This window comes from Rhodococcus sp. NKCM2511 (genome assembly GCF_014905595.1).
In the GTDB taxonomy this organism is placed as follows: Bacteria; Actinomycetota; Actinomycetes; order Mycobacteriales; family Mycobacteriaceae; genus Rhodococcoides; species Rhodococcoides fascians.
In genome coordinates this window covers 461098-484561 of record NZ_BNHJ02000003.1, presented here as the reverse complement: position 1 = coordinate 484561, position 23464 = coordinate 461098, and the positions used below count along the sequence as shown (strand labels likewise).

At 64.9% G+C, this 23464-nt stretch carries 18 protein-coding genes; 11 read left to right on the top strand and 7 right to left on the bottom strand.

The window, feature by feature from the left end; genetic code table 11:
• Positions 1 to 12: 12 nt before the first annotated feature.
• The gene (locus JLZ96_RS21760) at positions 13 to 654 is read right to left on the bottom strand and encodes a TetR/AcrR family transcriptional regulator (protein ID WP_027498003.1); all 642 of its coding nucleotides are present in this window, start codon (positions 652 to 654) and stop codon (positions 13 to 15) included.
• A 75-nt stretch (positions 655 to 729) separates the two neighbouring features.
• Between JLZ96_RS21760 and JLZ96_RS21755 the strand changes: the two genes are divergently transcribed.
• Together JLZ96_RS21755 and JLZ96_RS21750 are read left to right on the top strand one after the other, a co-directional pair.
• Entirely contained in the window at positions 730 to 2043 is a 1314-nt protein-coding gene (locus JLZ96_RS21755; RefSeq protein WP_201011223.1) for a D-arabinono-1,4-lactone oxidase, read from the top strand.
• A 61-nt stretch (positions 2044 to 2104) separates the two neighbouring features.
• Positions 2105 to 3592, top strand: a complete 1488-nt coding sequence (locus JLZ96_RS21750; RefSeq protein WP_201011222.1) for a molybdopterin-dependent oxidoreductase — start codon at positions 2105 to 2107, stop codon at positions 3590 to 3592.
• A 1-nt stretch (position 3593) separates the two neighbouring features.
• Here the strand turns inward: JLZ96_RS21750 and JLZ96_RS21745 are convergent, their stop codons facing one another.
• Positions 3594 to 4535, bottom strand: a complete 942-nt coding sequence (locus tag JLZ96_RS21745) for an adenosine deaminase (RefSeq protein ID WP_201011221.1) — start codon at positions 4533 to 4535, stop codon at positions 3594 to 3596.
• Between the two features lie 10 nt (positions 4536 to 4545).
• A complete protein-coding gene (locus JLZ96_RS21740; RefSeq protein ID WP_032375185.1) occupies positions 4546 to 5337 on the bottom strand; it encodes an enoyl-CoA hydratase/isomerase family protein in 792 nt (263 codons plus the stop codon).
• An 86-nt stretch (positions 5338 to 5423) separates the two neighbouring features.
• Between JLZ96_RS21740 and JLZ96_RS21735 the strand changes: the two genes are divergently transcribed.
• Positions 5424 to 6569 (top strand): acyl-CoA dehydrogenase family protein, encoded by a 1146-nt coding sequence (locus JLZ96_RS21735; protein ID WP_027498008.1) that lies wholly within the window; start codon positions 5424 to 5426, stop codon positions 6567 to 6569.
• A gap of 52 nt (positions 6570 to 6621) precedes the next feature.
• Here JLZ96_RS21735 and JLZ96_RS21730 read toward each other — a convergent pair whose 3' ends face one another.
• The 3 genes from JLZ96_RS21730 to JLZ96_RS21720 form a co-directional block, all read right to left on the bottom strand.
• Complete coding sequence (locus tag JLZ96_RS21730; RefSeq protein WP_201011220.1) at positions 6622 to 8085, bottom strand: DHA2 family efflux MFS transporter permease subunit; 1464 nt, start codon at positions 8083 to 8085, stop codon at positions 6622 to 6624.
• Positions 8082 to 8699: a PadR family transcriptional regulator gene (locus tag JLZ96_RS21725; protein ID WP_052054800.1), complete on the bottom strand. Its 618-nt coding sequence runs from the start codon at positions 8697 to 8699 to the stop codon at positions 8082 to 8084. The genes JLZ96_RS21730 and JLZ96_RS21725 overlap by 4 nt, the downstream gene beginning before the upstream one ends.
• A 272-nt stretch (positions 8700 to 8971) precedes the next feature.
• Complete coding sequence (locus tag JLZ96_RS21720; RefSeq protein ID WP_008714360.1) at positions 8972 to 9175, bottom strand: cold-shock protein; 204 nt, start codon at positions 9173 to 9175, stop codon at positions 8972 to 8974.
• Positions 9176 to 9369: 194 nt separating this feature from the next.
• Here JLZ96_RS21720 and JLZ96_RS21715 point away from each other — a divergent pair, with 194 nt between their 5' ends.
• Entirely contained in the window at positions 9370 to 10113 is a 744-nt protein-coding gene (locus JLZ96_RS21715; RefSeq protein ID WP_201011219.1) for a GNAT family N-acetyltransferase, read from the top strand.
• Between the two features lie 63 nt (positions 10114 to 10176).
• The gene (locus tag JLZ96_RS21710) at positions 10177 to 11190 is read left to right on the top strand and encodes a glutathione S-transferase family protein (RefSeq protein ID WP_045840759.1); all 1014 of its coding nucleotides are present in this window, start codon (positions 10177 to 10179) and stop codon (positions 11188 to 11190) included.
• 9 nt (positions 11191 to 11199) lie between these two features.
• Here JLZ96_RS21710 and JLZ96_RS21705 read toward each other — a convergent pair whose 3' ends face one another.
• Entirely contained in the window at positions 11200 to 11580 is a 381-nt protein-coding gene (locus tag JLZ96_RS21705) for a VOC family protein (protein ID WP_201011218.1), read from the bottom strand.
• A gap of 233 nt (positions 11581 to 11813) precedes the next feature.
• Between JLZ96_RS21705 and JLZ96_RS21700 the strand changes: the two genes are divergently transcribed.
• The 6 genes from JLZ96_RS21700 to JLZ96_RS21675 all read left to right on the top strand — a co-directional run bounded on the left by JLZ96_RS21700 (position 11814) and on the right by JLZ96_RS21675 (position 23212).
• Positions 11814 to 12533 carry a hypothetical protein gene (locus tag JLZ96_RS21700; protein WP_167326850.1) on the top strand — a complete coding sequence of 240 codons (720 nt, stop codon included), beginning with the start codon at positions 11814 to 11816 and terminating at the stop codon, positions 12531 to 12533.
• Positions 12534 to 12576: 43 nt separating this feature from the next.
• The gene (locus JLZ96_RS21695; protein WP_032375503.1) at positions 12577 to 13416 is read left to right on the top strand and encodes an LLM class F420-dependent oxidoreductase; all 840 of its coding nucleotides are present in this window, start codon (positions 12577 to 12579) and stop codon (positions 13414 to 13416) included.
• Positions 13417 to 13522: 106 nt separating this feature from the next.
• Positions 13523 to 14563 (top strand): ATP-binding cassette domain-containing protein, encoded by a 1041-nt coding sequence (locus tag JLZ96_RS21690; protein WP_032390658.1) that lies wholly within the window; start codon positions 13523 to 13525, stop codon positions 14561 to 14563.
• An 8-nt stretch (positions 14564 to 14571) separates the two neighbouring features.
• Positions 14572 to 15330: a hypothetical protein gene (locus JLZ96_RS21685; protein ID WP_230591922.1), complete on the top strand. Its 759-nt coding sequence runs from the start codon at positions 14572 to 14574 to the stop codon at positions 15328 to 15330.
• A 65-nt stretch (positions 15331 to 15395) separates the two neighbouring features.
• Entirely contained in the window at positions 15396 to 19304 is a 3909-nt protein-coding gene (locus JLZ96_RS21680; RefSeq protein ID WP_201011217.1) for an ABC transporter ATP-binding protein, read from the top strand.
• A 110-nt stretch (positions 19305 to 19414) separates the two neighbouring features.
• On the top strand, positions 19415 to 23212 hold the full coding sequence (locus tag JLZ96_RS21675) for a multifunctional oxoglutarate decarboxylase/oxoglutarate dehydrogenase thiamine pyrophosphate-binding subunit/dihydrolipoyllysine-residue succinyltransferase subunit (protein ID WP_201011216.1): 3798 nt from the start codon (positions 19415 to 19417) through the stop codon (positions 23210 to 23212).
• Positions 23213 to 23464 lie beyond the last annotated feature (252 nt).

Below are 23464 nucleotides of genomic sequence, written 5' to 3'. Positions count from 1 at the left end.
GCGGTTTTCCACTCAGCGATCTTCTGCCTTCGCGGCGATCAACCCGGACAGGTCGTCGATCTGGGCCAACACTTCGAGATCGTCGCCGTCGACCAACCACCGCAGCACCAAACCGTCGAGAGTCGCCATCCCGAAGCGGGCGATCGACTCCACTGGTTCGAGCCACCGCGTGCCGGTGTGGTCGGAACAATTCTCGAAGAACAGCTGCGCCTCGGAATCCCGGATTCGATACTGCCCGCTGGCGATCTCGGCGGCCGTGGCCGAACCCAGTGCGCGATGCCGCAACAGATACGTCTTGATCTCGTACGCCAACAGCTGCCGACCGTGCGATTTCTCGATCAGCAGCCACACCGCGCTCAGCCCGCTGTGCACCAGCTCGCGCAGCCCCCGAACACCGGGTAGTTCGTGTGTTCCGACCGCGCTGTCCAACGCGGCGTGCAGTATCTCGGTGACGTCGACGATGAGGTGCTCGCCCATCGCGATCACCAGATCCTGCTTGGTCTCGAAGTGGTATTGCACGATGCCTTTGGTGACGTCGGCATATTCCGACAGCGCCCGAACGGTGAGCGACTCGATACCGACCCGCTCGGCGACGTCGATTGCCGACTGCACCAGTTGTGCGCGGCGCACGTCGGCGGGCAGCCTCGATTGCATGACCCGATACTAGGTCGCGGTCGACATCTGTGCCTTGGATTGCCCCAGGGGAGCGCGCTGCGAGATAGTGTTTCGATGATCGAGCGGTCGTGGCAGAACTGGGCGGGCAATCAACATGCATTCCCGGCACGTCGAGCCGAGCCCTCGTCGGTCGAGGAGCTGCGTGCGATTCTGCGCGATGCCGCCGAACGGTCTCTGCCGGTGCGCTGCGTCGGGGCAGGGCATTCCTTCACTCCCATTGCCGTCACCGACGGTATCCAGATCGTCTTGGACGCGCTGAGCGGTATCGAATCCGTCGAACGCGCCGACGACGGATCTGCCCAGGTGACGGTGCTGGCCGGCACTCGACTCCGGGAGTTGTCGGCGCGGTTGTGGGAGCTCGGGCTGGCGATGACCAATCTGGGCGACATCGACGAGCAGTCCGTCGCCGGGGCCATCTCGACGGGCACTCACGGAACCGGTGCCGGATTCGGCGGCATCGCCACCCAGGTGCACGCGCTGGAGCTGGTGACCGCAGACGGACAGTCGGTGCAGTGCTCCCGAGACGAGAACACAGAACTGTTCGACGCGGCCCGCATCGGTCTCGGCGCTCTCGGCGTCATCACGCGTGTGACGTTGAACTGCGTCGCGGCGTTCGCGCTGCAGGCCGTCGAGACGCCGTCGACGCTGACGGCGACGCTGCGTGATCTCGATGCCACCGTCGCCGGCGTCGACCATTTCGAGTTCTATTGGTTTCCGCACACCGATCGTGTGCTCACCAAACGCAACACCCGCCTGCCCGGTGACACCGATCTGCGTCCGCTGGGCAAGGTGCGCTCGTATCTCGACGACGAACTGCTGTCCAACACGGTCTTCGAGGGCCTCAACCGACTGGTGACGCGGGTGCCTGCGCTGATTCCCAGGGTGAACGCGGTCTCGGCCCGAGCACTGTCGGCTCGCGAGTACACCGACCGCTCGTACCGGGTGTTCGCGTCGTCGCGGACGGTCAAGTTCGTCGAGATGGAATACGCCGTGCCCGTCTCCGAGATCGCCTGGGTGCTGCGCGAGGTGGATCGCTGGCTCGAGCGTTCGGCGATCTCCATCGCGTTCCCCGTCGAGGTGCGGTTCGCGGCCGCCGACGACATCTGGCTGTCCACGGCATCCGGGCGTCCGACGGCGTACATCGCCGTGCACCAGTATCACCGGCGTGATCACCGCGAGTACTTCGACGCTGTCGAAGCCATCTGCCGCAGCGTCGGGGGTCGGCCGCACTGGGGCAAACTGCACTCTCTCGGCAGCGCCGAGCTGCGTGATTCCTACGAGCACTTCGACGATTTCCTGCGCATCCGCGATTCCCTCGACCCGACGCAGCTGTTCCGCAACGACTACTTGGCGCACCTGCTGTCGTGAGCGGTATCTCGTACCCTGCTACGAAATACCGCGCACGACGAGTTCGCTTACATTGGACTCGGTGAGCACAGGAAAACGCGCGCTGTCCGGCATCATCGCCGCCGGAGTCGTCCTCGGCGTCGGCGAATTGATCGCCGTCCCCATCGGACCGAACTCGTCACCACTGACCGCCGTCGGATCCTCGGCGGTCGACAACAGTCCGGCGCCGGTCCGTGAATGGGCCATCGACACGTTCGGCACCTCCGACAAGCTCGCCCTGTTCCTCGGTATGGCCGTGGTCATCGGTGCTATCGCCGCCGCGGCAGGAATCGCTCGCAAACCGATCGGGGCCGCGGTGTTCGCCGCCCTGGGCGTAATCGGCGTCCTCGCCGCGGTGACCCGACCCGACGCGACGGTGTTCTATGCAGTCCCGACCATCGGCGGCGTCATCGTCGGCATCGTCGTGCTGCACGCCCTCATCGGATCCGCCACCCCGGCGACCGACGGGATGAACCGACGCAGTTTTCTGACCCTCGCCGCCGGTGCCGCAGTACTCGGAGTCGTCGCAGGGACCGCCGGACGAATGCTCACCTCGGCGCGAGCGGTCACCGCCGATCGACTCGGCTTCATGCTCCCGACCCCGACGCCGCAAACGCCGATACCGGCGGGGGCGGACCTGAAGATCGACGGCCTCGCGTCGTACATCACCCCGAACGAGGACTTCTACCGCATCGACACCGCGTTGGTCGTGCCGCGGGTGGCGTCGGATACGTGGTCGCTGCGTATCCACGGGATGGTCGACCGCGAGATCGAGCTGACGTTCGCCGATCTGGCGCAGCGCCAGGCCGTCGAAAAGACGGTCACCCTGACCTGTGTGTCGAATATCGTCGGCGGCGACCTCGTGGGCAATGCAACGTGGATCGGCTACCCGCTCAAGGACATTCTCGAAGAAGCAGGCATCTCCCCGGACGCCGACATGGCTCTGTCGTCGAGCAGCGATGCCTTCACCGCGGGCACCCCACTGGAGGTTCTGCTCGACGGCCGCGACGCCTTACTGGCGGTGGGAATGAACGGCGCACCGCTGCCCGTCGAGCACGGCTACCCGGCGCGGCTCGTCGTTCCAGGCCTGTACGGCTACGTCTCGGCGACCAAGTGGGTCACCGACATCGAGATCACCCGATTCGACCGAGTGACGGCATATTGGACCGACCGCGGTTGGGGCGCACTCGGACCGATCAAGACGGCCTCCCGGATCGACACCCCGAGATCGGGCAGCTCCATGCCGGCCGGGAAGTCGGTGATCGCAGGGGTGGCCTGGGATCAGCACACCGGCATCCAGAGCGTGGAAGTCCAAGTGGACGAGGGCAACTGGGTGCCGGCCACGCTCTCGGAGGAGTACTCCAAGGACACCTGGCGGCAATGGAGCGTCGAACTCGACCTGCCTGCCGGCCAGCATGCGATCCGTGCCCGCGCCACCAACTCTGCCGGAGACCTGCAGACCAACAAGACCGCCGATACCGTTCCCGACGGAGCGACCGGTTACCCGAAGATCTCGGTGACGGCGAGCTGATCTAGGTAGCTGGGAAGCTCGCGCGAATCGAGTTCTCGGCCAACTGCTTTCGCTCGGCCGAGGTGAGGCCCATTCCCGCTTCGAGGGCAGCGAAGTTGTCGTCGACGTAGCCACCGAAGTAGGCCGGATCGTCGGAGTTGATCGACACCGACAGGCCGCGCTCGAGCATCTGCCGCAACGGCAGTTGCCCGACGTTGTCGATCACCTTGAGCCGGACATTGGACAGCGGGCACACGGTGAGCGGAATCTGTTCCTCGACAAGCCGATTGACCAGCGCCTCGTCTTCCAGGCACCGCACGCCGTGATCGATGCGCTCGACCTTCAGCAGATCCAGCGCCTGCCAGATGTAGTCGGGCGGGCCTTCCTCACCGGCGTGGGCGACGACATGCAAACCCTCGGCGCGCGCCTTGGCGAACACGTCGACGAACAGCGACGGCGGGTAGCCGACCTCGGCAGAATCGAGACCGAGACCGATGATCGGAGCCTGCATTGCCAACAGGTCGTCGAGCAGCTGGTTGGCGTGGAGCACCGGCTTGTCGCGCAGGATCGACGCGATCAAGCCACTGGTGACGCCGAATTCACGCTCACTGGTGGCGCACGCGTCGGCCAATCCCTCGACGACGGCCGCGAGCGGCACGCCGCGCTCGGTGTGCGCCTGCGGATCGAAGAAGATCTCCGCATGCGTCACCCCGGCCTGCGCGGTGCGGCGGAAGTAGGCGCGCGCCAGATCTCCGAAATCCTCGGCCGTGCGCAACACGGCCATGTTCGCGTAGTACAGGTCCAGGAAGGATTGCAGGTCGGTGAACTCGTACTTCGCCTGCAGTTCGTCGATATCCTTGTACGGCAGCGTGATTGCGTTGCGCTCGGCAAGATCGAAGATCAGCGGAGGCTCGAGCGACCCTTCGATGTGCAGGTGCAGTTCGGCCAGTTGATCATTACTCACTCATACGATTCTACTTGCCGGTGTACGTCGCCTTACCCGGGCCGACCTCGAGGAAGCTCGTCACCGCACCGCGCAGATCATCGGTCTCGAACAATGCGCCCGACACCTCCGACGTGATGTCGTCCGCGTGCGCCACACCGCCCGAACGCCACGCCGCCACAATCTGTTTCGTGGCCGCATGGGCGACGGTAGGGCCGTCGGCCAGTCGGTGTGTCAACGCGAGCGCCGCGGCATCGACGTCGTCGTGGATCTGGTTGACCACGCCCCACTCTTTCAACGTCTGGGCGTCGTAGAGATCTCCGGTCATGACGAATTCACGTGCCCGACCCGACCCTGCCCGCTCGGCCAGACGCTGCGGTCCGCCCATCGACGGCGTCAACCCGACGACGGTCTCGACCAGACCGAACTTCGCCTTGGGTCCGGCGAGAACGATGTCGCAGGCCAGCGAGATCTCGAACGCCGCGGTGAGCGTCAAACCGTGCGCGGCGTAGATCACCGGGCACGGCAACGCCTCGAGCGGGTGAATGATGCCGGCGAACAACCCACGCCACAGATCGGCACCCTCGGCCGCGGACAATCCCTCGAACACGTGCACGTCGACGCCCGCCGAGTTGACCTTGCCCTCGGCACGCAGCAGAACCGCACGCGGCGGGTTCGCGGCCAGATCGGCAACGTTCGCGGCCACCGCGTCGAACATTGCCTGATCGAACAGATTGAGGGGGCCGTGGTCGAACGTCAGGACAGCGACCTCGGCGCCGGCCGCAGTGGTCGATCGGACGAGCGAGGTAGGTGCGTCAGCCATGCCTCGCATAGTGCCATACGCGTTCCGGGGCGTAGTTACCGACGAGTATTGTGCGCGTATCAGCCGTTACCGAGAGGAACAAGTAAGTGAAGCGCAGCCTGTTCGAGTCCGACCACGACGACTTCCGCGCATCGGTACGCGAGTTCGTCACCAGGACGATCACACCGGTCGAGGAAAAGCTGGTCGAGCAGCGATACATCGACCGCGAGATCTGGCTCGAAGCAGGACGCAACGGTTTCCTCGGCCTCGAAGTGCCCGAAGAATACGGCGGCAGCGGAGCTGAGGACTACCGATTCAACGCCGTCCTCGGTGAGGAACTCGCCCGCTCGAGTGCCGCGGTGGCGTCGTGCTTCGGTATCCACGTCGACATCGTCGCGCCCTACCTCGTCAAGCTCACCACCGAGGAGCAGAAGAAGCGCTGGCTGCCCGGGTTCTGCAGCGGCGAGATCCTCACCGCCATCGCCATGACGGAGCCCTCCGGCGGCTCGGACCTGGCCGCGCTGAAAACCACCGCCGTCAAGGACGGCGACGACTTCATCATCAACGGCTCGAAGACGTTCATCACCAACGGCAATTCCGCCGACCTCGTCATCGTCGCCACGCGCACGACGCCCGAGAAGAAGGCGAAGGGCATCACGCTGTTCGCCGTCGAGAACGGAACCGAGGGATTCACCCGCGGCCGCAAACTCGACAAGGTCGGCCAGCCCGAATCCGACACCGCGGAACTGTTCTTCGAGAACGTGCGAGTACCCAGCGCCAACATGATCGGCGAATTCGACGGCGGCTTCATCCACATGATGCAGCTGCTCCCCCAGGAACGCATCAGCTGCTCGGTGGCCAACCTCGGACACGTACGGCCCATTCTCGAAGAGACGCTGCAGTACGCCAAGGACCGCAAGGCATTCGGTCAGCAGATCGGCTCGCTGCAGTGGAACAAGTTTCTGCTCGCCGAGCTCGTCACCAAACTCGATGTGGCACAGGCATACATCGACAACTGCATCGTCGCCCACGGCCAGGGCGAGCTGACGGCCATCGATGCAGCCAAGGCCAAGTGGTGGAGCTCGCAGGTGCAGAACGAAATCCTCGACCACTGCGTCCAGCTGCACGGCGGCTACGGATTCATGAACGAATACCGCGCCGCCCGCGCGTGGAAAGACGCTCGCGTGACCAAGATCTGGGCCGGATCGAACGAAATCATGAAGGAACTGATCGGCCGGGATCTGGGGCTGTAGAGCGGCTTCGCCGCATGTGAGTGGAACTTCGTAGCAGGGGTCGAGGTTCCACTCACATGGGTTTCTCGAACGCAGGCCGGGCGTAGAAGCAGACCGCGATCATGCCGACCAGGAGCACGACGGCGGGCAGAATCAGCGACTGCGCCATGGCGGTGGTGAAGCCGTCACGCAGCATCTCGGGCACTCGGCCGGCGAATTCGTTTGCTCCCGAAGCCGATCCACCGGTAGGTAGTTCGGCGGCCAAGCGCGATTGGATGAGCGCGCCGATGCCCGCGCTGCCGAGCACGGACCCGATCATGCGGGTGGTGTTGTAAACACCCGAACCCGCGCCCGCCTGGCTCATCGGAAGATTACGAGTGGCCGTCGCTGCCAACGGAGACCAGATCAACGCATTCGCCACACCCATTGCAGCGACGGGGAGCAGCAACTTCCAGATGGCCGTCGTCGGCGTCATCTCGTAGGCGAACCACAGCAGCGACGCGGCGAGGATGAACAGTCCCGATCCGGCGATGTACCGCGGATGAGTCCTGTCGACGAGCTTGCCGATATTGGGTGCGAGCAGTCCGGTGAGCAGCGCCATCGGAACGAACAGCAATGCCGATCGGGTGGGCGTCAGACCGGTGACGCTCTGCGCGTAGAACATTATCGGCAGCATCATGCCGGACATCGCGAAACCCATTGCGGCGATACCGATATTGGACAGCGAGAAGTTGCGGTCGCGGAACAGGGCCAAGGGCACCAGCGGCTCGCTGGTGTTCACGGACTGCCAGTAGACGAACCCGGCGAATACCAGCAGACCGACACCGATGAGGATCCACACGCCGGTACCCCAGTCGTACTTCTGACCTTCCTGGATACCGAAGACGATGCAGAAGAGTCCGACAGCGCTGAGCGCAACGCCCAGCAGATCGAACTTGTGATCGTGGGTCGGCAGCACCGGAACGAATTTCAGCGCCAACGCAATTGCGAGAATGCCCACCGGCACGTTGATGAAGAAGATCCATTCCCAGCCGAGCGAGTCGACCAGCACACCGCCGAGAATCGGCCCGACGAGCGTTGCGACGCCTGCGACGGCGCCCCATGCCCCCATTGCCGTTCCACGCTTCTCCGCCGGGAACACACGAGTGATCACCGCCATCGTCTGCGGGGTGATCATCGCCGCGCCGAGACCCTGAACCGCGCGCGCCGCGATGAGCATCTCGATCGATCCCGACAGTCCACACCACACCGATGCGAGAGTGAACAGCACCAGGCCGGCGATGTACAGATTCCGCGGACCGAACTTGTCACCCAATCGGCCCGTGACCAGCAGTGGAACGGCGTAGGCGAGGAGATACGCGCTGGTGACCCAGATGACGTTGTTGATGTCGGTGTTCAGCCCGGTGAGGATCGCAGGTTGCGCGACCGCGACGATCGTCGTGTCCACCAGGATCATGAAGAAGCCCAAGCACAGTGCCCACAGCGCCGGCCACGGTCTGATCTCGTGCTGCGACGGGGCAGTCTCGACGGAATTCATGTAGCGCTCCCTATCCCCGAAGTCGGGTTCGTGTGATGTGCGGAGATGTGATGCGGCCAGTCGAGCTCGCCGCTGTCGATCCGATCGAGGTAGCGCGTCAGCCACTGCACTTCTGCGCGCAGCATGTGGTGAATGTAATCAATTCCGGCCCAATAGATTTCGGATATCTGGCGATCTGCTGCGAGCTGTTGATAGCCCGACAGTTCGTCGATGTCCGCGGTCAGGTCCACGATTCGCTCCCGCAACAGGGCGGTCGCGTCGGATGCGGGTAGGTTGTGCATTTCGGACAGGCCGAGGACGAACTGCGGGTATTCACGCACCGGGGTTCTCAGAATTTCGGTCAGCCGATCGGTCAGCACGTGCCGTCCGGCCGAGGTGATCCGATAGGTGGTGCGCTCCGGACGGTTGCCACCCCGGTCGGTTCCGACCTCGTCGACCAGTTCCTGCTCGTGCAGACGTGCGACCGCGTGATAGAGCGAACCCGGGCGAATCTTGACGATTCGATCTTCCTTGCGGGAGAGCAGCAATTGATACATCTCGTAGGGATGCATCGGGCCCTCCGAGAGCAGAGCCAGAATCGATACGCCCAGCGGATTGACGGTTCCAGCTCGCATCGATCCCCCTGTCACCTATCCCGCACGAATTATTCCAACTGGAATATAGGGCCGGCGGTAGCCTCGGAGCAACCCGGACAATGCGCCCACCAGGGGACAAAGGCGTCTTTCGACGCAGAATGGGCACCGACCGCGGTCGATGCCCTCACCGAACAGACGAAGGCCGGATACTCGGAATTACTTCCGTGTATCCGGCCTTGTCACCGAGTTTCTGGTGCTGAAAAAGTCTAGAGTTTCAGTCCACCAGGAGAAATCGGGTTACGAAGCTTGAATCAGATGGCGCGGACGCCGGTAGCCTGGGGGCCCTTCTGACCCTGGCCCACCTCGAACTCCACGCGCTGGCCCTCGTCGAGCGACTTGAAGCCGCTACCCTGAATCTCCGAGTAATGAACGAAAACGTCCGGTCCGCCACCATCCTGCTCGATGAAGCCGAAGCCCTTTTCGCCGTTGAACCACTTCACACTGCCCTGCGTCATTCTGTAAACCTTCTGTAAGCGAGCTAGATCTTCACGTCGAAGCTCTAATCTCAAAACCGAGTCTGCCATCTATCGGCGCTGAGCGAAACACCGGGGGCGAAAAAGTTCGAAAGATTGCTTTGGGACGGTGAAACAGAAATGCCGCCACAGCTGCCGCAGCCCGTCGGTTCAAGTGCCGTCGCTACTGTCGAACCGTGGAATTGCCTGCCTACGATGCCGACCGATTCGATCCCCACCGACTCGACATCGTCCGACTCGCCTGGTGCCGACGGCTGTCGTTGGACGACCGTGCCCTCGATACCACCGCGGACCGCGTCGAACATCGGACCGACACCGAGAACATCGTCGTACTCCGACTGGCACAGACCACCCTGATCGTCGGTCCGTCCTGGGCCGTGGACGCCGCACGCGGCATCGAGGGCCAGGCAGACACCGGTCGGACGTGGTTGGCGACGCTGCTGGGCGATCGCGTCGAGCAGTACGAGATCGACTCCCACACGCTGGCCTACGGATCCGAGATCGGCCACACCATCGACGTCCACGATCCGCTGATCTCCCACGACGCAGAGCACGCCCGTGCTCTGGCGGAGCACTGCAGCGAGGCCGACGTGACGGAGGCATTCGGCGAGCCGGTGTCGCGGCACTGGTTCACTTTGCTCGGAGACGACCGACCCGCGGATTCGGCGCGATCCCTGGCCTCGGCCGGGTACTCGGAAGAAAACATGATCCTGGCCGACATGCGCGTTCTCACCGACCCGGACCACCGACGACACGGATACGCCGCGGTCGTCGGGCGGCTCGCGACCAACGATGCCATCGACGACGGCCTGATACCGCAGTGGCGAGCGCGACCGGAGAACACGACCGCTCGACGCCTTGCCGCCCGGCTCGACTACGTGGAGATCGGCGCCTGCCACACCGCCGTGCGTCGAACCTAGGCGCTTGAATCCGGTCCGGACTGGGTAGCGTTCGTGAAACCGACCGATGTGAGGAGTTCGATCATGGCCGAGGACGCCACCTACGTGAAGCCGGGCGAGGAATTCAAGCGCGATACCAACTACATCCCGACGCGCATCACCGCCGACGGCCGGGACGGATACCCGGTGGAGCCCGGGCGTTACCGGTTGATCGCGGCGCGGGCCTGCCCGTGGGCCCATCGATCCATCATCGTGCGTCGACTCCTCGGACTCGAAGATGTTCTGTCCCTTGGCATTCCGGGTCCGACCCACGACCCGCGCAGCTGGAACTTCCAGGAGGAGCCGGGCGGCGTCGACTCGGTTCTGCAGATCCCTCGGCTGCAGGACGCCTACTTCGCACGGTTCCCGGACTACGAACGAGGCATCACCGTGCCGGCGATCGTCGACGTTCCCACCGGCCAGGTCGTCACCAACGACTACCCACAGATCACCCTCGACCTCAGCACCGAGTGGACGCAGTACCACCGCGAGGGCGCGCCCGATCTGTACCCGGAGGCGCTCCGCGGCGAGATCGACGAGGTGGCCGATCTGGTGTTCAAGGACGTCAACAACGGCGTCTACCGCTGCGGATTCGCCGGCTCGCAAGAGGCCTACGAAAAGGCGTACGACCGCCTGTTCGCTCGCCTCGACTGGCTCGTCGAACGGCTGTCCACCCGGCGGTATCTCGTCGGCGAGCACATCACCGAGGCCGACGTGCGACTGTTCACCACCCTCGTCCGTTTCGATCCCGTCTACCACGGCCACTTCAAATGCAACCGCAGCAAGCTCACCGAGATGCCGGTGCTGTGGAACTACGCACGCGACCTGTTCCAGACCCCCGGATTCGGTGACACCGTCGACTTCGATCACATCAAGCGGCACTACTACGAGGTGCACACCGACATCAATCCGTCGGGCATCGTGCCGAAGGGGCCCGATCTGGCCGGCTGGCTCGAACCGCACGGACGTGAATCACTCGGCGGATCGCCCTTCGGCGACGGCACCGCGCCGCAGCCGCCGAAGCCGGACGAACTGGTTCCGCCCGAGCACTGGGTGTAACAGTGACGGCTATGCCCCGGCGAAGGTACCGAAGCTCCAGTAGACCCCCTCGGCGTCGCGGCAGGTGAAGCCGCGGCTGCCGTAGTCCTCCTCGCGCAGGCTCTGCGTGACGGTGCCGCCCGCCGCGACGACGCGATCGTGGATGCCGTCGGGGTCGTCGGTGACGATGTAGATCGACCCGACACCCGGCGGCAGTTCGCCGATGGCACTCCCGTCGCGAACACTGCCCAGCATCACCCCGCCGCCGTCGGGCCAGCGCAGTTCCGCATGATCGACGCGGTCGCCTTCGCCGTGAACCGCGCACTCCTCGAATCCCAACACGTCGACGATGAATCGGATCGCGTCGCGAGCGTTGTCGTACTTCAGAGTGGGCCAAATGTGTGTGGTCATGACGCCATACCTTCCTCGTCGGCCGCGCGGATCGTCACCGGCGACGTCGTGATGCCGCTCGCCAGGGTCTCGAACACGCCTGCACCCCGACGCGGCGCGCGCCACCGGACACCACCTCGCTCGGAGCAATCTGCACGCCACGAGTCTAAATTGCCCCGAACGTGTGCAACGAGGAATTCGCGGGTAACTCCCCCGACCAGCGTCACCGACGCTCGCAACCGAAAGAGGTATCGATGGCAGGCAAGAAGGACGACGCTCAGGTCGAGATCTCGAGCGGAGGCAAGCTCGAACGGGCCCTGGTCAACATCCTGGACAACGCCAGCCGCCTACAGGGGCCCGCCGTCGACAAATACGTCGCGCACGTGCGTCGAGCACACCCGTACGACACCCCGGCCCAGATCATCGAACGGCTCGAGAAGCGATTTTTGCTGGCGGTCACCGGCAGCGGATCGGCAGTGGGAGGCGCAGCGGCGGTCCCCGGAATCGGTACGGTCGCATCGCTCGCCGCCGTCGGTGCAGAGACCGCCTTCTTCATCGAGTCGTCGGCTCTGTTGACGCTGTCGGTCGCGTCCGTGCACGGCATTCCCATCGAGAATCACCAGCAGCGACGCGCGCTGGTGCTCTCGGTGGCACTGGGCGAATCGGGCATGCAGATCGTTCAACGAACAGTGGGCAAGACAGCCAAGAACTGGGGCCCACTCATCACCTCGCGCATCCCGGGCGGCTCGATGGCCAGCATGAACAAATCGCTGGTGAAGAAGTTCGTCACCAAATACCTGGCCAAGCGCAGTGCACTGCTGGTCGGCAAGATGCTTCCCGCCGGAATCGGCGCGGCGATCGGCGGCGCGGGCAACCGAGTGGTCGGCAAAGGCGTCATCAAGAACGCCCGTGACGCCTTCGGCCCGCCGCCCGCACGGTTCCCGGAAAATCGCATCATCGAACCGGACGAATGAGAATGCCCGGAATCTTCGAGAGGCTGCTGCGTTGACTTCGAACATGACTTCCACACCTGAACTCGGCAAGTACGGCGTCTGGCGACTGCACTCGGCGTTCACGCCGGAGTTGTCCCGCGCCATCGAGTCCTTCGGCTACGGGACCATCTGGCTCGGCGGATCCCCGCCCGCGGACCTGACGACCACCGAGGAGATCCTCGACGCCACGGACACCATCGTCGTCGCCACCGGCATCGTCAACATCTGGTCCGATGCAGCCGCCGACGTCGCCGCGTCGTATCACCGCATCGAGAGCAAGCACCCCGGACGGTTCGTCCTGGGCATCGGTGCCGGTCACCCCGAGGCCACCCAGGAGTATCGGAAGCCGTACGACGCATTGGTGAGCTACCTCGACGACCTCGACGAGGCCGGAGTCCCGATGGAGCGTCGGGTCCTCGCCGCGCTCGGCCCCAAGGTACTCGCGCTGGCCGCAAGCCGTACCGCAGGTGCGCACCCCTATCTGACCACTCCCGAGCACACCCGTGAAGCCCGAGAAGCAGTGGGGCCGAACAAGATCCTCGCTCCCGAGCACAAGGTGGTGCTCGAGACCGATCCGGAGAAGGCACGCGCGATCGGTCGGCCACCGGTGAACAATCCCTACCTGCATCTGCGCAACTACACCAACAATCTGAACCGGCTCGGCTACTCGGACGAGGAAATCGGCGACGGCGGCAGTGACCGACTGATCGACGCGCTCGTCGCACACGGCGATGCCGACGCCATCGCGGCGCGACTCGACGAGCACCTCACTGCAGGCGCGTCGCACGTGACGCTGCACTCGCTGCCCGACGACGCCGACCCGCTCGAGACGTACCGGGAGATCGCTGCGGCGTTGCATCGCTGAAACCGGGTCATCCCGCCCGTCGGTCCCACCCCGTAACCTCGTGTACCGGTTGCCGCAAAGCAACCGGCACACGAGGTGCACCGACGGCCAGGGGGACACCGCACAGATGACCAGCTACTCGGCTCCGGCGCTGGAAGCGCAGGCTCTGACGAAACAATTCGGTACCGTTCGCGCGGTCTCGGACCTGAGCTTCGTCGTTCCACGCGGAACCGTCACCGGATTTCTCGGGCCGAACGGCTCCGGCAAGTCCACGACACTGCGGATGCTGCTCGGCCTCGTCGCCCCGACTTCGGGCGTCGGCCTCGTCAACGGCGTTCCGTTTCGCACGGCGACCCACCCGGCCCGTTCCGTCGGGGCCGTTCTCGACTCGCTGAGTCTGCACCCCAAACGCAGCGCCGAGCACCACCTGAAGATCTACACCGCGGCGATCGGGGTACCCGACAGCCGCGCCCTCGACGTCCTGAACCTCGTCGGTCTGGGCGACGCCGCGCACCGCGCAGCAGGCGGGTTCTCTCTCGGCATGCGTCAGCGATTGACGTTGGCAACAGCTCTACTCGGCGATCCCGAGATCCTCGTACTCGACGAACCCGCGAACGGCCTCGATCCCGAGGGGATCGCCTGGCTTCGAGACTTCCTCAAAGCGTTCGCGGCATCGGGGAGAACCGTGCTGGTATCGAGCCACATCCTGCGCGAGATCGAGCAGACCGTCGACACTCTCGTCATCGTCAGCGCCGGCACCCTGATGTACCAGGGATCCATCGCTCAGCTGCGATCCACCCGCCCGACCCGCGTGCTCGTCGCCGCGTCCGACCCGGCGAAACTGGCTCTGGCATTGGCGTCCATCGGACTCACCGACACCCAACTGCTGCCCGACGGCCGCATCGGCGTCGCGGGTGCCGACGCTGCCACTGTCACGCGCATCGCGGCCGACGCTGGGGTCACGGTCTTCGGCACCACCAGCGAACACGTCGACCTCGAGCAGGTGTTCCTGTCGATGACCGCCGGTCAGTACACCGCAGCACCCGTCCAACCCACTGCGTACGGACCACCGCCTGGATACGGGCCACCGCCTGGTCACAACCAGGGGTACTCACCGCCGCCACAGAACTACGGACCACCGCAGAACTGGAACGGGGGTTCGCGATGAACGCGCTGTTGACATCAGAGATCCGCAAGGTCACCACACTGAAGTTCTGGTGGGCGCTGGCGATCGCACCGATCGTTGTCGGCGTGTTCGCGTCCGTCATCACCTCGGTGATCGCGAACCAGCTGGGCGAGTTCGAGGAAGATCTTCAGATCGCCGGCGGTGTCGCCTCCATCGGCCTGTACGTCGCCGCGGGTGCCGCCATCCTGTTCGCCGGCATCTTCGGCGCGGTCAACGCCGGAACCGAGTTTCGACACAAGACCATCACCACCAGCTTCCTGACGGCCCGCGGCAGAGACGGCGTCGTTGCCGCCAAACTCATCGTCACCGCCCTGTTCGGCCTGGGGTACGGCCTCGTCGTGCTCCTGGCGAGCCTGGTGTGTCTGCTGATCTTCAGCCAACGAACAATCGTCCTCGACGGCGCTTTCATCGGCGTCGTCGCGTCGTGCCTGCTCGCCGTGGTGCTGTGGTCGCTCATCGGAGCCGGGCTGGGGTTGCTGCTCAAATCCCCGACCTGGGCCGCCATCGTGCTCGTCGCCTGGCTGCCGTTCGGTGAAGGACTGCTGTCCCTGATTCTGTTCGGAGTCGGTTTCGGACCGGTGGCAACCGCGCTGCCGTCGAACCTGACATTGCCGACGATGGCAGCGACACAATTGGACGATGCGGGCGACCTCGCGTCGTGGCCGTGGGCTCCGCTCGGACTTGCCCTGTGGGCCGTGATCCTCACCGGTGGCGGGTGGTTCCTGGCCCGAACCCGGGACATCGACTGACCACCGCATCGGTGGGGATGTTCGCCCGATCCTGCTGTCGGTAGCCGGGTCTACCGTGTGAATCGATGGCACACAGCGAATACGTGAAGGATCGAGCAGGGTCGGGCAGCAATACGGGCAGTACCCGTCTGCTGGAAACCGACCCCGGCTCGTCCGGCGTACCCACCGACTCCCGGCCGACCACCGCGTCGTCGATCACACGGCGTGGCTGGATCAGACGTCTGCTCGCGCAGTGCATGTTGCACCGGCGGACGGCACTCGGCGCACTGGGCGTGACGATGATCGCCGCCCTCATCGACATCTCGTTTCCGCTGCTGACGCGCCTCGCGATCGACGACGCCAGCGCAGGCAAGAACGACGTGATCGCCGGAGTCGCGATAGCCATCGCACTGCTGGGTGCTCTGCGATTCGCCTGCCAGTTCGGTCGGCGCATGCTCGCCGGTCGCCTGTCGATCGATGTCCAACACGATCTGCGGATGGACCTGCTGGCATCGCTGCAGCGGCTCGACGGTCGCAAGCAGGACGAAATCCGAACCGGCCAGGTCGTGTCGAGATCGATCACCGACCTGCAGTTGGTGCAGGGTCTGCTCGCCATGGTGCCGCTGTCGGCCGGGGCAATTCTGCAGTTCGTCCTGGCCCTGGTCGTGATGGCCTACCTCTCACCGCTGCTCACCCTTGTCGCGGTCGTCATCGTTCCCGCGGTCAGCGTCGTCGTCTACCGGATGCGACCCACCCTCTTCGCTGCCACCTGGTCCGCACAACAGCGCGCCGCCGATCTGGCCCAGCACGTGGAGGAGACCGTCACCGGAGTCCGGGTGGTCAAGGGCTTCGGGCAGGAAGCGCGTGCGGTGGATCGCATCGAAGCTCTCGGGCGCAGGCTGTTCGCCGAACGTATGCGCTCGGCCCGCATCAATTCACGGTTCGCACCGACCATGGCAACCATTCCTCAGCTCGGACTGGTCGGCGTCATCGCTCTCGGCGGCTGGTTGGCACTGCACGGCCACATCACCATCGGCACCTTCCTCGCCTTCGCCACCTACGTGGCCACGCTGTCGGCCGTCACCCGAACCGTGTCGTCGGTGGTGATCATGGCGCAGCTCTCCCGCGCGGCCGTCGAGCGCGTCTACGAAGTGGTCGACACCGAGCCGACCGCACCGGAACCGGCGCACCCCATCGCACTGCCCGACGGCCCCCTCGGCGTCCACCTCACCGGCGTCACGTTCGGATTCGAGGCAGAGCGCAACGTTCTCAGCGACCTCGACCTGAGCATCGCCCCCGGGGAGACGGTGGCCGTCGTGGGACACGCGGGCTCGGGAAAGACCGCGCTCTCCCTGCTGCTCCCCCGCTTCTATCGCCCTACTCGCGGCCGGATCGCGGTGACCTCCGGGGACACGTCCATCGACATCGACGACCTGGATTCCGCGTCACTGCGCGAAGCGGTGTCGTTGGTCTTCGACGAGCCGTTTCTGTTCTCCGACACCATCGCCGCCAACATCGCGCTCGGCAGGCCCGAGGCAAGCGCGGAGGAGATCGAACACGCGGCTCGGCTGGCTCAGGCCTCGACCTTCATCGACGCTCTGCCCGATGGCTACGACAGTCTCGTCGGCGAACGCGGCCTCACCCTCTCGGGCGGGCAACGCCAACGCATCGCCCTGGCTCGCGCCCTGTTGGTCGAGCCGCGGATTCTCGTCCTCGACGACGCCACCTCCGCCGTCGACGCCGAGACCGAGGCCGCCATCTTCGACGCACTGCGCGGCGTGCGCACCCGGGCGACCCTCGTCCTCGCACACCGCCGATCGACACTGACGTTGGCCGACCGAGTAGCCGTCCTCGACGGTGGACGCATCATCGACACCGGCACAGTCGACCAACTCGACGAGCGCTGCCCACTGTTCCGCGCTCTCCTCGCCGGCGGAGACGAGAACGAACACAGCGACGCCGCACCGGAACCGCGCACGGAACCGTCGGCGGCGATGCTCTGGCCGGACGATGCTCTGGAAGCCGCATCGAACCCCGGTGGCGCGATGCCGCCCGCAGGTGCCGGAGGCGGAGGCACCCACGGCGCAGCGATGGCCGGCGCATTCGGCTCGTTGGCACCGACGCAGGCCATCTCCGACGCGGTGGCAGCCCTGCCACCGGCAACGGAGGAACCAGGCGGATCGGGACAACAGTTGCGTCGACCCGACCCGGAATTCCGGCTCTCACGACTGCTGAGTCCTGTCCGGCTGCTGCTGGCAGGTGTCGTGGTGCTGCTGGCGCTCGACTCGATCGCCTCCATCGCCTTCCCTTCACTCGTCCGGTACGCGGTGGACAGCGGCGTGGCCCGCGGGGACTCCGACACCCTATGGATCGCAACGTCGATAGGCGTCGCCCTGGCTGCTGCCAGCTGGTTCGTGGTCTGCGCGACGACCGTGCTCACCGCACGAGCCGGCGAGCGGGTGCTGTTCGGATTGCGAGTACGCAGCTACGCGCACATTCAGAGACTCGGGCTGGACTACTACGAGCGCGAGCTGTCCGGGCGCATCATGACGCGAATGACCACCGACGTCGATGCGCTGTCGTCGTTCATCCAGACCGGCGCGTCCACGGCCGTGGTCAGCGTGCTGACCGTCGTCGGCATCGCGATCGCGCTGCTCGTCACGGATACGACACTCGGGCTGGTCGCCCTGGCGGTCGTGCCGCCGCTCGCCGTCGCAACCGTCGTCTTCCGACGCATCTCCTCGGCTGCGTACTCGACCTCGCGCGAACGCATCTCCATCGTCAACGCCGATTTCCAGGAGAACGTCACCGGACTGCGCGCAGCGCAGGCATACCGACGTGAGGAGTACGCAGCCTCCCGCTTCGCCGAACGCAGCAACCGCTACCGAGCGAGCCGCATGCGATCGCAGACCGCGATCTCGGTGTTCTTCCCGTTCATCACGCTGCTCTCGGATGTCGCGCTGGCCGTCGTCGTCTTCGTCGGTGCGCATCAGATCGCCACGGGCACCGCCACCGCGGGCACCCTGGTGGCGTTCGTGTTGTACCTCGGACTCCTCTTCGGCCCGATCCAGCAACTCTCGCAAGTATTCGACGGCTACCAGCAGGCCCGCGTCGGCGTCGGCCGAATCGGAGACCTCCTACGCACGACGAGTTCGATCGAAACAGCAACAGCGACCGGGTCCGGTGCAGTCGTCGGCGATCGCCTGCACGCCGACATCGACCTCGTCGACGTCAGCTTTCGGTATGCCGGAGCTCACTCCGACGCGCTCAGTGAGGTATCTCTCAGCATCCCGGCCGGCACCACCGTCGCATTGGTCGGTCGCACCGGAGCAGGCAAATCCACCGTCGTGAAGCTGCTCGCTCGGTTCTACGACCCGACCTCGGGATCGGTACGCGTGGGTGGCCACGACCTTCGCGACTACCGGTTGTCGGACTACCGCCACCGGCTGGGCGTCGTACCGCAGGAAGCCCACCTGTTCACCGGAACCATCGCGTCGAACATCGCGTACGGCAGGCCCGACGCCAGCAGGGCCGACATCGAGAACGCGGCACGCTCGGTCGGGGCCCTCGACACCATCGCTGCACTTCGCGGCGGTATGCAGCAACCTGTCGGAGAACGCGGCCAAGGGTTGTCGGCCGGCCAACGACAGCTCATTGCGCTGGCCCGCGCCGAACTGGTGGATCCCGATCTACTCCTGCTCGACGAAGCGACCGCGACCCTCGATCCGGCCACCGAACGCAAGGTCCTCGAAGCCAGCAACGCCGTTGCGCGAACCCGCACCGCAGTGGTCGTCGCGCACCGATTGGCCACCGCCGCACGAGCGGATTTGATCGTGGTCGTCGACGGTGGTCGTATCGTGGAAGTCGGACGACATTCCGAACTTCGCAAACGGGACGGCTTCTACGCCACATTGTGGGCTGCAGCCGAAACGAACCGGGGGAATAATTCGATAGTCAACGGGGTCATCGACAACGAGGCCGATGGTTACCGGTGAGTACATATCACAGCTACGTCCCGGACGCACGCGATCTCGACCGGAGGTCTAGCCTGGAGTCGTACGCGCGCTGATCGGGAACGAAGACAGAAACGAGGCGAACTACTGCCGTGAGCAGCAGCTCTACTACCCAATTCGGACAAAATCAATGGCTGGTCGACGAGATGTACCAGCGGTTCAAGCAGGACCCGTCCTCCGTCGACGCGAGCTGGCACGAGTTCCTCACCGATTACGACCCCGAAGCCGTGATCGACGAGAACCCCATCTCCAACGGTAAGTCCGGTTCCAACGGCTCGGCCTCGAACGGCAGCTCGGCCAAGTCCGCTCCTCCCGCAGCACCCGCGCCTCCTGCGAAGCCCGCCGCCTCGGCCGCGAAGACCGAAGCTCCCAAGAAGACCGAAGCCCCCGCGAAGGCCGCAGCTCCCAAGGCTGCTGAATCCAAGCCTGCTCCGGCGAAGTCGGCCCCGGCCAAGCCGGCCGAGAAGAAGGCAGCCCCGGCCAAGCCCGCCGCTGCCGAATTCGGTGAAGAGTCGAGCAAGATTCTGCGCGGCGCAGCTGCAGCGGTTGCCAAGAACATGTCCGCTTCGCTGCAGATTCCGACAGCTACCAGCGTGCGAGCCATCCCGGCCAAGCTCATGGTCGACAATCGCCTCGTCATCAACAACCACCTCGCGCGTACCCGCGGCGGCAAGATCTCGTTCACGCACCTGCTCGGCTACGCCATCGTGCAGGCCGTCAAGGCGTTCCCGAACATGAACCGCCACTTCGCCGAGGTCGACGGCAAGCCCAATGCCGTCACTCCGGCGTCGATCAACCTCGGTCTGGCGATCGACCTTCCCGGCAAGGACGGCAACCGTTCCCTCGTCGTCGCGGCCATCAAGAACACGCAGGACTTCACGTTCACGCAGTTCTACAACGCGTACGAGGACATCGTCCGGCGTGCCCGCGACGGCAAGCTCACCGGCGAGGACTTCCAGGGCGTCACGATCTCGCTGACCAACCCCGGCGGAATCGGCACCGTCCACTCCGTCCCGCGCCTGATGAACGGCCAGGGTGCCATCATCGGTGCCGGTGCCATGGAGTACCCGGCGGAATTCCAGGGTGCCAGCGACGAGCGTCTCGCCGAGTTCGGCGTCGGCAAGCTCATGACGCTGACCTCGACGTACGACCACCGCATCATTCAGGGTGCGGAGTCGGGCGACTTCCTCAAGACGATCCACAATCTGCTGATCAGCGACGAGTTCTACGACGAGCTGTTCCATTCGCTCAAGATCCCGTACGAGCCGATCCGCTGGCGCAAGGATCTGCCCGAGGGCACCGTCGACAAGAACACCCGCGTGCTCGAGCTCATCGCGGCGTACCGCAACCGCGGTCACCTGATGGCCGACACCGACCCGTTGCAGTTCACCAAGGACAAGTTCCGGATGCATCCGGACCTCGACGTGATCAGCCACGACCTGACGCTGTGGGATCTCGACCGCGAGTTCAAGGTCGGCGGATTCCACGGCAAGGACAAGATGAAGCTGCGCGACGTGCTCAGCGTCCTGCGCGACTCGTACTGCCGCCACGTCGGCGTCGAGTACACCCACATCCTCGAGACCGAGCAGGTCTCGTGGCTGCAGGAACGCGTCGAAGCCAAGCACGTCAAACCGACTGTGGCGCAACAGAAGTACATCCTCAGCAAGCTCAACGCAGCCGAGGCCTTCGAGACGTTCCTGCAGACCAAGTACGTCGGACAGAAGCGCTTCTCGCTCGAAGGTGCCGAGTCGGTCATCCCGATGATGGACTCCATCATCGACCAGAGCGCCGAGTACGCCCTCGACGAGGTCGTCATCGGCATGCCGCACCGCGGTCGCCTGAACGTGCTGGCCAACATCGTCGGCAAGCCGTACTCGAAGATCTTCACCGAGTTCGAGGGCAACATGAACCCGGCTGCCGCACACGGCTCCGGTGACGTGAAGTACCACCTCGGTGCCGAGGGCACGTACATCCAGATGTTCGGCGACAACGACATCAAGGTCTCGCTCACGGCGAACCCGTCGCACCTCGAAGCCGTCGATCCCGTTCTCGAAGGCCTCGTCCGGGCCAAGCAGGACCTCCTGGACAAGGGCACCGGCCAGGGCGGTTACTCCGTGCTGCCGCTGATGCTGCACGGCGACGCGGCCTTCGCAGGCCAGGGCGTCGTCGCGGAAACGCTGAACCTGTCCGATCTGCGTGGCTACCGCACCGGCGGAACCGTGCACATCGTCGTCAACAACCAGGTCGGCTTCACCACCTCGCCGGAGTTCTCGCGCTCGTCCGAGTACTGCACCGACGTGGCCAAGATGATCGCCGCGCCGATCTTCCACGTCAACGGCGACGACCCCGAGGCATGTGCCTGGGTGGCTCAGCTGGCAGTGGACTTCCGTCAGAAGTTCCACAAGGACGTCGTCATCGACATGATCTGCTACCGCCGTCGCGGACACAACGAGGGCGACGACCCCTCGATGACCCAGCCGGCGATGTACGACGTGATCGACACCAAGCGCAGCGTCCGCAAGAGCTACACCGAATCGCTCATCGGCCGTGGCGACATCTCGCTCAAGGAAGCCGAGGACGCGCTCCGCGACTACCAGGGTCAGCTCGAACGCGTCTTCAACGAGGTACGCGAACTCGAGAAGTACACCCCGGAGCCCAGCGAATCGGTCGAACTCGACCAGCAGTTGCCGACCAAGCTCACCACCGCCGTCGACAAGGCCGTCCTGCACCGCATCGGTGATGCGCACCTCGACATTCCCGAGGGATTCAACGTGCACCCCCGCGTCAAGCCGGTGCTCGAGAAGCGTCGGGAGATGGCGTACGAGGGCAAGGTCGACTGGGCCTTCGGCGAACTGCTCGCACTCGGCTCGCTCGTGGACGAGGGACGTAACATTCGTTTCTCGGGCCAGGACACCCGCCGCGGCACGTTCACGCAGCGGCACTCGGTGATCATCGACCGCAAGACCGGTTCCGAGTACACGCCGCTGCAGAACATCGGCAGCGACAATCCCGGCAAGTTCATGGTCTACGACTCCGCACTGAGCGAGTTCGCGGCCGTCGGCTTCGAGTACGGCTACTCCGTGGGCAACCCGGACGCACTGGTGATGTGGGAAGCGCAGTTCGGCGACTTCGTCAACGGTGCCCAGTCCATCATCGACGAGTTCATCTCGTCCGGTGAAGCCAAGTGGGGACAGCTCTCCGACGTCGTGCTGCTGCTCCCGCACGGCCACGAGGGTCAGGGCCCGGACCACACGTCCGGACGCATCGAACGCTTCCTGACGCTGTGCGCCGAAGGATCGATGACCGTCGCACTCCCCTCGACCCCCGCGAACTACTTCCACCTGCTGCGTAGGCATGCGCGTGACGGAATCCGTCGCCCGCTGATCGTCTTCACCCCGAAGTCGATGCTGCGCAACAAGGCAGCAGTGAGCAACATCGAGGACTTCACCGACGGCAAGTTCCACTCGGTGTTCGACGAGCCCACCTACGACACCGGCACCGGCGACCGCAGCAAGGTCAAGCGCGTGCTGATGGTCAGCGGCAAGCTCTACTACGAGCTCCTCGCTCGCAAGCAGAAGGACAACCGCGACGACGTCGCCATCGTCCGCATCGAGCAGCTCTACCCCGTGCCGACGCGTCGAATCCGGGAAGCACTCGAGAGCTACCCGAACGCAACGGAATTCCGCTGGGTTCAGGAAGAGCCTGCGAACCAGGGTGCCTGGCCGTTCTTCGGTCTCGCACTGCCCGAACTCATGCCCGAAAAGCTGGTCGGCATCAAGCGCATCTCCCGTCGCGCCATGTCCGCACCGTCCTCGGGATCGAGCAAGGTGCACGCCGTCGAGCAACTCGAAATCATCGACGAGGCCTTCAACAAGGTCGGCGAAGACTAGATCTCCGACAGCGACAAGCGGCCCACTCCTTCGGGAGTGGGCCGCTTTCGTCGTTTCTGTGTGCACCCGGGTTGGGATCAATGTGGGATTCAGTCGGTCAGACTGCAACAGAGCCGCATTCACTCGGCTGTGGCCTCGGCCGCACTTCGGATGAATGCGAGATTCAGTCGGTCAGACTGCAACAAAGGGACATTGATCCCAACCGGGGAGGACCTGCAACCGGGGCGATACCAACCGGGGAGGACGTCGATC